Origin of the sequence: Pseudoalteromonas sp. UBA2102, assembly GCF_002331165.1 — a bacterium.
Taxonomy (GTDB): domain Bacteria; phylum Pseudomonadota; class Gammaproteobacteria; order Enterobacterales; family Alteromonadaceae; genus Pseudoalteromonas; species Pseudoalteromonas atlantica.
Map to the genome: position 1 here is coordinate 1 of NZ_DCYU01000135.1, position 12702 is coordinate 12702.

The window sequence follows — 12702 nt, forward strand, 5'->3', positions numbered from 1 at the left end:
CTACTTTTATGGAGTCAGATCAAAAAATAAATACAACCTAACTCGTAATCAAAGTTCTCAATAAAAAAACGCGATTTAAAATCGCGTTCTCTTTAGTAACTTTTCTACTGACCGCTGATAGCTTAAAACTGACAGCTCAAAAGCACGTTGGGTTTCGCTTCGCTCAACCCAACCTACATTACAGCCCTAGCTCAGCCATAAAGTCATCATCGGCATCATCTTGTTCTGCCTCTTTTGACTTAGCTTTTGCTTTTTCAGCCTTTTGCTTAGCTTCGTTTTCGATAATGTCATCAGGGTCTATCGCTTCTACAATGTCAAAGTCATGTAGTTTAATAAACTCTGTTTTATCCATTGCCAGCTCTAGGTAAAAAATATTTTGGTTGCGCGTAGTAAAGGTTACGCGGCGTGCTTGTGGACGATCCATAGTGGTATCAACCGATATTTGCACTTGTTTATTAATCGCCATCATTTTTGGCTGGTTTTGCGTAATAGAGGTATGTAACTGCTCACGCACTTTAGAAGTGAAGTCACCAACAATTTGGTTCATCAGCTCGCCCATTACATTTGAAACGTCATCCGATAAATGACTGTGGGCAATTTCTTCTTCAGGCATGCCCATATTGCGCATGTAATCGCCGTAAATTTCCATTGCTGCTTGCGCTGTAAAATTAGTGACTACCAGCCCTGTAAAGCCACCATCAAATAATACAAAACAGCCAATGTCTGGACGCATACAGGTGCGCGTTATTTTTTGCACCATAGCCGAGTAGCTAATTTCGTTACCACTGGCTGATGACAGAACACCCGTCACTGAATGACATAGGGTTGCTAATATATCGTCTGTGCTAATTACCTTACTTTTGCTCATTTAACGTTCTCTTTTATACTTATTATTCATAATTCTAGCCAAGCTACTGAATTTATCACTGACTATCCAGTATAAAATGTTAAAATAGTGCCATTATTTTTAAAGAGACTGCCTTAGTGAGTATAAAAGACAGTATTTACGCCTCTGAGCAACAAGTAAAAGATTTTAGCTTTGACCAAAATGTGGTTGAGGTTTTTCCGGATATGATTCAGCGCTCTGTGCCTGGGTATGCCACCATTGTAAGCACTATGGGTAAATTGGCCGGTGAATATGCGCAAAGTAATTCAAACCTTTACGATTTAGGCTGCTCGCTTGGTGCGGTTACCCTAAGCATACGCCGTAATATTCGCACCGATAACTGCCACATTATAGCTGTAGATAACTCACAAGCTATGGTTGAGCGTTGTAAGGTTCATTTACAAGGCTTTAAGTCAGACGTGCCTGTTACAGTAACTTTAGGCGATATTAACGAGCTTGAGATTCAAAATGCGTCGGTAGTAGCCATGAATTTTACCTTGCAATTTATTCCGCCTTTACAGCGCCAAGCCGTGCTTGAAAAAATTTACGCTAACTTAAAACCCGGTGGCGTACTGCTCCTTAGCGAAAAAATTAAAGCCGAAAACGAGCAGTGCGATAATTTGTTAATTGATTTGCACCACGACTTTAAACGCCACAATGGCTACTCAGAGCTTGAAATAAGCCAAAAACGTACTGCCATTGAAAACGTGATGCGCCCCGATACGCTAAGCACTCACTTTAATCGTTTAAGCGACATTGGTTTTAGCCAAACGCAGGTGTGGTATCAATGTTTTAATTTTTGCTCAATGGTAGCAATTAAATAAAGAGAGTGACTTATGTCTCAATGGTTTAACCAATTTTACGCAGCAATTGCACAAAGCCCGCTTAGCCACTGGCTAGAAACCCTGCCCGCTCAATTAAAGCATTGGCAAAACGAGGCAAGCCATGGCGATTTACCAAAATGGCAAAAAGTACTTAAAAATTTGCCAGAAGTAAAAACAACCCACGTTGATATCGCCACTAAAGTAGAAATTGGCGCACCGGGGGAGATGAGCGAAGGCGAGCAAAAACAAGCCACGCATTTATTAAAACGCATGATGCCATGGCGCAAAGGTCCCTTTACTGTACACGGTATTGAAATAAACACTGAGTGGCGCAGCGATTGGAAGTGGGACCGCCTGCTTCCTCATATTGAGCCATTAAAAGGCCGCACAGTATTAGATATAGGCTGTGGCTCTGGCTATCACTTATGGCGTATGCGCGGTGAAGGCGCTGAATTTGTAGTGGGTATTGACCCTTCTGATTTATTTTTGTGTCAGTTTCAGGCCATTAAACATTACAACCCAGATGAAAACGTGCATTTATTACCATTAGGTGTAGAGGCACTACCCGAGCTTAAAGCGTTTGATACGGTGTTTTCTATGGGGGTGCTGTATCACCGCCGCTCGCCTATCGATTTTTTAGCGCAGTTAAAAGCGCAGCTTCGCCCAGGTGGCGAACTCGTACTAGAAACGTTAGTAATTGAAGGCGATGAAAACACCGTACTGGTACCTACCGACCGCTACGCAAAAATGCGCAACGTTTGGTTTATTCCAAGTACTGCTGCACTAAAACTGTGGATGGAGCGCGTTGGCTTTAAAGATGTGCAAATAAAAGATTGCGCAATTACCACGCTTGATGAGCAACGCAGGACCGACTGGATGGAAAACGAATCGTTAGTTGATTTTTTAGACCCAAACGATACCAGTAAAACCATTGAAGGTTACCCTGCTCCACTTAGAGCAATACTAACTGCCAAAGCATAAATAACTAAAAAGCACCCAGGGTGCTTTTTTTGTGCAATTAACAAACTAATAGCGGACAAGTGTCCTTGTTAATTATTTCAAAACTATATTTGAGCTAGCCGCGCAGTTGCAATTGTTGTAAAATACGCGCGTTTCTAAGCTATCGAAAAGCAACCCCAAGCAATTATTTGAGGAAAACCTGTGAGCGAACAAAAACAGTCATTAAGCTATAAAGACGCGGGCGTAGATATCGACGCTGGTAATGCACTTGTTGAGCGTATTAAAGGCGTAGTTAAAAAAACGCGTCGTCCAGAAGTAATGGGCGGAATTGGTGGTTTTGGCGCTCTTTGCGAAATTCCAGAAGGTTACAAACAGCCAGTACTAGTAGCAGGTACTGACGGTGTAGGTACTAAACTACGTTTAGCTATCGACTTAAAAAAACACGACACTGTAGGTATTGATTTAGTTGCAATGTGTGTAAACGATTTAATAGTACAAGGCGCTGAACCCCTGTTTTTTCTAGATTACTATGCAACAGGTAAACTAGATGTAGACACAGCGGCCGATGTAGTAACCGGTATTGGTAAAGGCTGTGAGATTTCTGGCTGTGCCCTGATTGGCGGCGAAACAGCTGAAATGCCAGGTATGTACGATGGTGAAGACTACGACATGGCCGGTTTTTGTACCGGCGTAGTAGAAAAATCTAAAATTATTGATGGCACAAAAGTAGCAGCCGGCGATCAACTTATTGCCCTTGCCTCTAGCGGTCCGCACTCAAACGGCTTTTCTTTAATTCGTAAAGTGCTTGAAGTATCAAACGCCGATACGAACCAAGTTATTGACGGAAAAACACTAGGCGAGCACTTACTTGAGCCAACCCGTATTTACGTTAAACCTTTACTTGAGTTATTTAAGCAAGTAGACGTGCATGCCCTATCGCATATTACTGGCGGCGGCTTTTGGGAAAACATTCCGCGTGTATTACCCGATTCTGCAAAAGCAGTAGTTAAAGGCGATAGCTGGGAGTGGCCAACCGTTTTTAACTGGTTACAAGAAAACGGCAATATTACTACGCACGAAATGTACCGTACATTTAACTGTGGTGTAGGCATGGTATTAGTAGTACCAGGCGATGCGCTAGAGCAAAGCTTAAGCATTTTAAAAGAGCTTGGCGAAAACGCATGGCACCTTGGTGAAATTCAAGATGCTGTTGCCGGCGAAGAGCAAGTAGAAATTGTAGGTGGTGCTAAGTAATGGCACCCATTCGCTTAGTGGTATTAATATCGGGTAGTGGTTCTAATTTACAAGCCATTATTGATGCCTGCGAGCGCGGCGAAATAAACGGACACATAGCGGCTGTTATAAGTAACAAAGCAGACGCTTACGGCCTTGAGCGTGCAAAACAAGCAGGTATTGCTACAAAAGTGCTCAGTCACAAAGATTTTGACTCGCGCGAGGCCTATGATGCGCAATTAATGAACGTTATTGACTCTTTTATGCCAAATCTAGTTGTATTAGCTGGGTTTATGCGTATTCTTACTCCTAGCTTAGTGCAAAAATATGTTGGAAAAATGTTGAACATTCATCCATCTTTGTTGCCTAAGTATCAGGGGCTGAATACCCACCAAAGAGCAATTGATGCAAAAGACGATGTTCATGGCGTAAGTGTTCATTTTGTAACTGAAGAGTTAGACGGCGGTCCCGTTATTCTTCAGGCGCAAATACCTGTACTCAAGGATGATACAGCAGAAACATTAGCTAAACGCGTGCACGAACAAGAGCATATAATTTATCCTTTGGTGGTCAAGTGGTTCAGTGAACACAGACTTACTATGGAAGCAGATTATGCAGTTCTTGACGAAAAACAACTTCCTGCACACGGCGCGCACTACCCACAATAAAAAAATAAGTGCCCTGCTGTTATGTGTGGGCGCTTTACTTCCTACTAGCCTAATTGCAGGCGAACTAACAGAGTATCAAGCCAGCTACGATATTTTACGCAAAGGTAAAAATCATGGCGAGGCAGTACGCGAACTTAAAAAAGTTGGCGAGCAAACATATCAACTTACTTATCACAGCAATATTGAGTGGATGATTTTCTCTGACAAGCGGGAAGAAACCTCAGTATTTACTTTTTTAGATAACAAAGTCACTCCTCATCATTACAATATGGTGCGTACCGGCACCGGCCCAGATAAAGATTATAAAATAGACTTTGATACACAAAATAAAGTGGTCACCAGCAGTACTAGTGAATACCCGCTAAAGTGCGAATGGACTGACGAATTTCAAGATGCTATTTCGTATCAAGTACAAGTACGCGAAGGCTTAAAAAAAGGCGAAACTTATTTTTCGTTTCCGCTTATTGATAAAAAAGGCAATCGCCGCGACTACAACTTTGAAGTGGTTGGCAAAGAAATGATTTCGCTGCCAATTGGTAACGTAGAAGCTATAAAAGTAAAACGTTTATACGATAACGATAAACGCCAAGCCCTTGCTTGGTTTGCACCAGAAATGGACTACATGCTTGTACGTATGTGGAAAGGCGAAAAAGGCATGGAGCAGTTTGAAGTACAAATAAATTCATTTACCGTTACCCAGCCTGTTTCTACTCCAGTAAGCGAGAGCAGCGAAGTAAGATCAGAAGCGCCGTAAACACGGTGATAGCAAACACAAAAAAACGCGATTTTATATCGCGTTTTTTTGTGTTTACTTTTAGGCTATTTAACTAAATTAGTTCGCCCATTTTAAATAACGCAAACTCCCCTGGCTGCATTTTTTGCCAGCGTTCGTCGTTGGTTAATGGCCGTGTAGCTATTACTGTTACTACATCGTTTGGGGTGGTTTCTTCGTTAAAATCAACCACCATATCGGCATCAATTAACGTTGCTTTACCAAATGGCGCTCGGCGCGTTATGTAATGTAAGTTATTCGTGCAGTACGCCAATACAAATACGCCATCGGTCAATAACATATTAAATACGCCCTTTTCACGTAGCGTATGCGAAAGCTTAGCCGCATATCTAAATATAGAGGCCATATTAGAGGGACGTTTTGGGTATTTTTCACGAATTTTATCTAGCAACCAACAAAACGCTAGCTCACTGTCGGTGTTGCCCACAGGGCGATAATATTGTGGTTTTAAATCGTGATAGTTAGATAACTGGCCATTATGTGCATAGGTAATTTCGCGTCCCCAAAGCTCACGGGTAAACGGATGGGTATTTTCAAGGCACACTCGGCCACGGTTTCCTTGGCGAATATGGCTAATTACCGACACACTTTTAATGGGGTAGGCTTTTACTAGCTTGGCGATTTCTGATTGATAGCTTGGTTCAGGATCTTTAAAGGTTCTACACCCTTTACCCTCGTAAAACGTAATACCCCAGCCATCTTTATGCGGGCCGGTATTTCCACCGCGCTCTAATAAACCTGAAAAACTAAAACAAATATCCGTAGGTACGTTGGCTGACATGCCAAGTAATTCACACATTAATAAACTAACCCTTAAAAAATACGTATAAATAGCGCTGTACTTTGCTATGCGCTACAACAGACATACTTACTTAAAAAAACTTTTTTGGCTAGCTGATTTACTGATTTTTAGCGCTTAAATAATCGCTGTGATTGAATTAAACATAGCAGTGGTGCATGCTTGTTCCTTATAAAGGGAATAATGATAAGCATAATGGCTAGTTTGTCGTTAATTTAACGCTGTAATGTACTTGAAACTTACGCTCACTAGCGCTACTCTAACTGAGGTGGTCTGACCTCTATTAAGGAATAAGCAATGACACTCATATTTACACTCGGTTTAATCGCACTGCTCAGCATCGCGGTTTACCACAGAGCGAGTTGGAACACAGCACTTGGTGTTTCTGCCGCAACATTACTAATTGGTACCTTTGCAGGTGCTTTTGGTTTAATTAGCTGGTTGATCTTTTTGATCATCGCGGTTCCTCTTTCTGTTACTGGCATTCGTCAGCAATATATAATCAAGCCGATTTTTACTACCTTTAAAAAAGTAACGCCAAGCATGTCTGACACTGAAAAGTCAGCAATCGATGCCGGTACTACGTGGTGGGAAGCTGATTTATTTTGTGGTAACCCAGATTGGAAAAAGCTACACCAATACCCAGTTCCAAAACTGACTATTGAAGAGCAAGCCTTTATTGATGGCCCTGTAGAAGTAGTATGTAGCATGCTAGATGATTGGGAAGCAACACACGAGCTTACCGATTTACCGCAAGATGTATGGCAATATCTAAAAGATAATAAATTCTTTGCCATGATCATCAAAAAAGAATACGGCGGTTTAGAGTTTTCTGCGTTTGCACAATCTTGTGTTCTGCAAAAGTTAACCAGTAAATCGACCTTGCTATCGTCAATTGTAGGTGTACCTAACTCGTTAGGTCCAGGTGAGTTACTTCAGCACTACGGTACAGAAGATCAAAAAAATCATTATTTACCGCGCTTAGCCCAAGGCCAAGAAATTCCATGTTTTGCATTAACTTCGCCAGAAGCAGGCTCTGACGCGAGCTCAATTCCTGATTACGGTGTTGTGTGTAAAGGGCAATGGAACGGTGAAGAAGTAGTAGGTATTAGCCTTACTTGGAACAAGCGTTACATTACTCTTGCACCAGTGGCTACAGTACTTGGTCTTGCCTTTAAACTACAAGATCCAGATGGTTTACTAAGCGACAACAAAGAGCCAGGCATTACCTGTGCACTTATTCCAACTAACACGCCAGGTGTTGAAATTGGTCGTCGCCACTTCCCGCTTAACGTACCATTTCAAAATGGCCCGACTCGCGGTAAAGATATTTTTGTACCCCTTGATTACATTATTGGTGGCCCAGAAATGGCTGGCCAAGGCTGGCGCATGCTGGTTGAATGTTTATCGGTTGGCCGTGCAATTACATTGCCATCAAACTCTGCCGGTGGCATTAAAACAATTGCCGTAGCAACAGGTGCATATAGCCGTATTCGTCGTCAGTTCCGTTTACCAATTGGTAAAATGGAAGGTGTTGAAGAGTCACTGGCTAAACTTGCTGGTTACGCTTACAGCTCAGATGCAGCCGTTAGTATGTCAACGGGTGCAGTAGATTTAGGTGAAAAGCCATCGGTTGTTTCAGCTATTATTAAATACCACCTTACCGAGCAAATGCGCGAGTCGACCATTCATGCAATGGACGTACTTGGCGGTAAAGGGATTATGCTTGGGCCAAATAACTATTTAGGTCGTGGCTATCAAGGTGCCCCTATTGCTATAACAGTAGAAGGTGCCAACATCTTGACCCGTAATATGATTATTTATGGTCAAGGTGCAATTCGCTGTCATCCATTTGTACTAACCGAGCTTGGTGCTTGTGAAATTGAAGACCGCGAAGAAGCGCTTAACGTATTTGATAAAGCGCTAATGGGCCACATTGGCTTTACAATGTCGAACCTTGTACGTACTAAGTGGCTTGCGCTTAGTGGTGCACGTTTTACTAGCGTACCGTACAAAGACGACACCGCAGAGTTTTACCGTATAGCATCACGCTTTAGTGCATCGCTTGCGCTTATGTCTGACATTAGCATGGCGGTATTTGGTGGCTCGCTTAAACGTAAAGAGCGCATTTCAGCACGTTTAGGTGACTTACTAAGCTACTTATATTTAGTGTCTGCAACGCTTAAGCGTTATAACGATGAAGGCCGTAAACAAGAAGATTTAGCCCTAGTAAAATGGAGCTGTCAGGATCATCTTTACCACTGCCAACGTGCCCTTGCTGATTTAATCAATAACATGCCCTCTGCCCCATTACGTGGCGTATTAAAAGTATTGTTATTCCCGTTTGGTCGCCCGGTTCGTAAACCTACCGACAAACTTGAGCATAAACTAGCACAACTACTTCAAGTACCTAGCGAAACGCGTAACCGTTTAGCAAGCTATGTTTACTTAAAAGATGAGCCACTAAACCTAGTTGGCCGTCAAGAGCAAACACTTAAAGACGTACTGGCTGTAGAGCCGTTATTTGAACGAGTATGTAAAGAAAAAGGCCTTAAACTGCCATTCTTCCAACTTGATAAAGTAGCGCAAATGGGCCTTGAAGCTGGCATATTAAGCCAAGCAGAAGCTGATAAATTAGCCGCTGTTGAAAAAGCCCGCTTAGACGTAATTAACGTTGATGACTTTGACCCAGCTGATTTATTAGCAGGCAAAGCCGCACGTAAAAGTGAAGACAGCAAAGCAGATGCAGCTTAATCAACCAAGCTAAGCATCTGAATAGCAAAAGCCAGCGCTCTAGCGCTGGCTTTTTTGTTCTCAATTTTAATTAGCTTAAAGCAATAACTTTAAGCTCGATCAGTATCAAAAAATATAAAACCTACCAATACATTATAAAACTTACTAATCACTCATCTAATACACGCTTTGTAACACTTTATTAAGCCTTGAATAAGCTCCAAAGCTTGCGTTTAAAAAATGTACGAGCAACACTCAAATACGCTAATAATAATTCAAGGACTATATTAATGAAAAAAACACTTAAGTTTGGCGTACTAGCATGTGCAATTGCACTCGCTGGCTGTAGCCAATCGAGCAATACAACACATGTTATTGCTGAACAAACCTCAGCAGCACAAGCGATACAGACATACAGTGCAAACACTTTTTTTGATACTACATCCTTTATAGGTAGTAGTTTTTCACCTTCTGGTGAAAAAATTCTCGTTAGTAGCGATGAAAGCGGTATTTATAGTTTATATGAGGTCGATGTTAAAACAGGCAGTAAAGAACGCTTAACCAATTTTGAAGACAGTACCTACCCTGTACGCTACTTCCCTAATGATGAGCGCGTATTATTTACCAAAGACTCAGGCGGTAACGAGCGATATCATGTCTACGTGCGTGAAGTTGACGGTTCAATCAAAGATTTAACCCCTGGCGCTGAAACACGAGCTGGCTTTGCAGGTTTTACCAAAGATGGCAGCCAGTTTTTTATCACCAGCAATCAGCGTGATGCCAAATTTATGGATTTATATCGCGTAGATAGTGAAACCTATGAAATGTCTCCTGTTTATCAAAATGAACTCGGATTAGATGTTGGCGCCATTAGCCCTGATGGACGCTTTATTGCTTTATCTAAAAATAATACCAATAAAGACAGTGATACATACATTCTCGACTCTTATAAAAGATCCCTTAAACCACAACTTATATCTAAGCATGATGATCCCGCACAATATACACCTGAAACCTTCTCTACTGACGGTAAATATTTATACTACTCTACAGACGCAAAAGGTGAGTTTTCACAAGTGTGGCGCTATGAGTTAGCGACAGAGAAACATAGCCCGGCTTTAGAAGACGAATGGGACGTAAACTTTATTTATTTTTCTAAATCTGGACGCTACCAAGTAAGTGGAGTAAATGCCGATGCCAGTACTAAAGTAACTATTTTAGATACTCGTACAGGTAAACAAGTCGCTATGCCCACCCTACCCAATGGTAATTTACGCAGTGTAAATTTCTCAAGTGACGAGAAAACCATGGCGTTTTATTTGAACTCTGACACATCCCCAAGTAATTTATTTGTATGGCAAGTCGGTGGTATTAGCGCCAAACAAATAACTAATTCACTTAGCAAAGAAATAAATCAAAGTAATTTAGTACAAAGCACAATTGTACGCTTTAAAAGTTTTGATGGGCTAGAGGTACCTGGTGTTTTGTACAAGCCCAAACAAGCAAGTAGCACTAATAAAGTGCCAGCACTAATTTGGGTGCATGGTGGCCCTGGTGGACAAAGCCGTACTGGTTACAGCGCGACACAGCAGCACTTAATTAATCATGGCTATGCTATTTTTGCCGTTAACAACCGTGGTAGTTCAGGATACGGTAAAACATTTTTTCATTTGGATGATAAAAAGCACGGCACAGATGACTTACAAGATATTGTGTACGGTAAAAAGCATCTTCAAAGTTTAGATTGGGTCGATAGCGAAAAAATTGGCATTATGGGAGGTAGTTACGGCGGGTTTATGACCGCAGCTGCACTTGCCTTTGAACCAGAAGAATTCAAAGTAGGTATTAATATTTTTGGGGTGACTAACTGGGTAAGAACACTTAACTCAATTCCACCATGGTGGGAGAGTTTTAAAAAAGCCTTATACGATGAAATGGGCGACCCTGCAACAGATGGTGAGCGTCATCGGGCTATATCGCCACTATTTCATGCTAAAAATATCACTAAACCTTTAATGGTAATACAAGGCGCTAACGATCCACGTGTTTTACAAGTTGAAAGCGATGAACTCGTTGCCGCAGTCAAAGCCAATGGCGTGCCAGTAGAGTATGTATTGTTTGATGATGAAGGGCATGGTTTTACTAAAAAAGAAAACCGTATAACAGCCTCTAACGCTTACTTAAACTTTTTAGATACCTATCTAAAATAGCGCTTAAGCCCATACAACTATGGGCTAAATTTAAGATAAAAGCTGTGTGCTTGTTCGCATACAGCTTTTTATGCGTGACGCGTTAATTTTGGTTCTAATACCGCCAAAGCTAAACCAAATACAGCTGCAAATAATCCAATAAACTCAAGCCAGGTATTACCTGCATGTGTTATGTAGCGTGGGACAGCATTTGTTGTATAAACACGTTTACCACCCGTCACTTCTTCGACAAATGATTCACCGATATACTCATCCATTAATTTAAAAAGTTCAACACGCCTAGCAAGCATCTCTTTAAGTTTTGCTGTACGCTTTTCAGCACTGGGATCTATTATATAATCTTTCCAATGATTGAAAACATTGAGTGGTTCATCATTTTTAATAATTCCAATTGAGCGATACTCATAAAAATGTTCGTTAAACACATAATTTTTATGGCCTGCATAAAATAGTGCACACCCAAACGAAATTAAAAACATTGCTAAATAAATCAATTTACGCTGAGTTACTGAAGTGCTCACAGCTTTATTTTTATACCACTGCTCAACATCCGGTATCTGCATAAGCCTGACTTTATCATGACTTGATACAAGCGGCTTCATAAACTCATCAATTGAAAGATCTAATGCTATCAATAAAGATCTAAATATTTCATTCGAGGGAATTGATTTATCGTTTTCAAGTTTTGATAAATAACTCTGCTCTATCCCTACTTGCTGAGCGAACTCTGGTTGGCTCAATTTTTTATTATTTCTAAGCTGCTTTACTTGTTGACCTAGTGTGCTCATTTTAGTGCTTCCTTTTTTAAAGTGAGACTAGATTCTTGGCTATTCATGCAGATATAAGAAGCTGAATATTAAAGAATAGGCAGGAATATTAGCAGGTTAGCATTAAGTAGTCGATTTTTTAGCTGATAGATGATAGATGATAGCTGATAGCTGATAGCTGATAGCTGATAGCTGATAGCTGATAGCTGATAGCTGATAGCCAAAGGGTAATTTATAAAATTATTTAACCAAGGATTTTATAAGCTTGTTATTGAGGAAATAACAAGTGGCGGAGTGGACGGGACTCGAACCCGCGACCCCCGGCGTGACAGGCCGGTATTCTAACCAACTGAACTACCACTCCGCAGTGGTATGTGCATGGGGTAATGCACTTACTAATTTTGTTACGATATCAAATGGCGGAGTGGACGGGACTCGAACCCGCGACCCCCGGCGTGACAGGCCGGTATTCTAACCAACTGAACTACCACTCCGCAGAGATATCATATTACTTGTCATTACTAAATTTGTTGGCGGAGTGGACGGGACTCGAACCCGCGACCCCCGGCGTGACAGGCCGGTATTCTAACCAACTGAACTACCACTCCAGCATACAAATTTTGTAACATAACAGTGTTTAAATAGTGGCGGAGTGGACGGGACTCGAACCCGCGACCCCCGGCGTGACAGGCCGGTATTCTAACCAACTGAACTACCACTCCAGCGCGTATTTAAACTGTTATTTTTTCTTATTGGCGGAGTGGACGGGACTCGAACCCGCGACCCCCGGCGTGACAGGCCGGTATTCTAACCAACTGAACTACCACTC

The 12702-nt window shown here is 41.6% G+C and carries 10 protein-coding genes and 4 tRNA genes; 7 read left to right on the forward strand and 7 right to left on the reverse strand.

Annotated elements, in window-relative coordinates:
- Window positions 1-178 precede the first annotated feature (178 nt).
- Window positions 179-868: a DUF3334 family protein gene (locus B2R65_RS17390; protein ID WP_004588943.1), complete on the reverse strand. Its 690-nt coding sequence runs from the start codon at window positions 866-868 to the stop codon at window positions 179-181.
- Between the two features lie 116 nt (window positions 869-984).
- Between B2R65_RS17390 and cmoA the strand changes: the two genes are divergently transcribed.
- The 5 genes from cmoA (at window position 985) to B2R65_RS17415 (ending at window position 5325) form a co-directional block, all read left to right on the forward strand.
- Complete coding sequence (gene cmoA / locus B2R65_RS17395; protein ID WP_286744765.1) at window positions 985-1710, forward strand: carboxy-S-adenosyl-L-methionine synthase CmoA; 726 nt, start codon at window positions 985-987, stop codon at window positions 1708-1710.
- A 12-nt stretch (window positions 1711-1722) separates the two neighbouring features.
- Complete coding sequence (gene cmoB / locus B2R65_RS17400; RefSeq protein WP_054982276.1) at window positions 1723-2691, forward strand: tRNA 5-methoxyuridine(34)/uridine 5-oxyacetic acid(34) synthase CmoB; 969 nt, start codon at window positions 1723-1725, stop codon at window positions 2689-2691.
- Window positions 2692-2871: 180 nt separating this feature from the next.
- Window positions 2872-3924: a phosphoribosylformylglycinamidine cyclo-ligase gene (purM, locus tag B2R65_RS17405; protein WP_138579437.1), complete on the forward strand. Its 1053-nt coding sequence runs from the start codon at window positions 2872-2874 to the stop codon at window positions 3922-3924.
- Window positions 3924-4571, forward strand: a complete 648-nt coding sequence (purN, locus tag B2R65_RS17410; RefSeq protein WP_004588939.1) for a phosphoribosylglycinamide formyltransferase — start codon at window positions 3924-3926, stop codon at window positions 4569-4571. Before purM ends, purN begins: the two co-directional genes overlap by 1 nt.
- 16 nt (window positions 4572-4587) lie before the next feature.
- On the forward strand, window positions 4588-5325 hold the full coding sequence (locus B2R65_RS17415) for a DUF3108 domain-containing protein (protein ID WP_286744772.1): 738 nt from the start codon (window positions 4588-4590) through the stop codon (window positions 5323-5325).
- A gap of 73 nt (window positions 5326-5398) precedes the next feature.
- On the opposite strand, the gene B2R65_RS17420 is transcribed toward B2R65_RS17415, so the two are convergent.
- Window positions 5399-6163, reverse strand: coding sequence for a class II glutamine amidotransferase (locus tag B2R65_RS17420; protein WP_286744767.1), 765 nt, complete (start codon window positions 6161-6163; stop codon window positions 5399-5401).
- Window positions 6164-6460: 297 nt separating this feature from the next.
- On the opposite strand from B2R65_RS17420, the gene fadE reads away from it, so the two are divergent.
- Together fadE and B2R65_RS17430 are read left to right on the forward strand one after the other, a co-directional pair.
- Window positions 6461-8917, forward strand: coding sequence for an acyl-CoA dehydrogenase FadE (gene fadE / locus B2R65_RS17425; RefSeq protein ID WP_029772579.1), 2457 nt, complete (start codon window positions 6461-6463; stop codon window positions 8915-8917).
- Between the two features lie 269 nt (window positions 8918-9186).
- The gene (locus tag B2R65_RS17430; RefSeq protein WP_286744768.1) at window positions 9187-11106 is read left to right on the forward strand and encodes an alpha/beta hydrolase family protein; all 1920 of its coding nucleotides are present in this window, start codon (window positions 9187-9189) and stop codon (window positions 11104-11106) included.
- A gap of 68 nt (window positions 11107-11174) precedes the next feature.
- Here the strand turns inward: B2R65_RS17430 and B2R65_RS17435 are convergent, their stop codons facing one another.
- The 5 genes from B2R65_RS17435 to B2R65_RS17455 all read right to left on the reverse strand — a co-directional run bounded on the left by B2R65_RS17435 (window position 11175) and on the right by B2R65_RS17455 (window position 12595).
- Entirely contained in the window at window positions 11175-11894 is a 720-nt protein-coding gene (locus tag B2R65_RS17435; RefSeq protein ID WP_286744770.1) for a helix-turn-helix domain-containing protein, read from the reverse strand.
- Window positions 11895-12160: 266 nt separating this feature from the next.
- Window positions 12161-12237 (reverse strand) — tRNA-Asp (locus B2R65_RS17440).
- Between the two features lie 53 nt (window positions 12238-12290).
- Window positions 12291-12367, reverse strand: a tRNA-Asp gene (locus tag B2R65_RS17445).
- Between the two features lie 37 nt (window positions 12368-12404).
- Window positions 12405-12481: transfer RNA gene (locus B2R65_RS17450), tRNA-Asp, on the reverse strand.
- A 37-nt stretch (window positions 12482-12518) separates the two neighbouring features.
- Window positions 12519-12595 (reverse strand) — tRNA-Asp (locus B2R65_RS17455).
- Window positions 12596-12702: the final 107 nt, after the last annotated feature.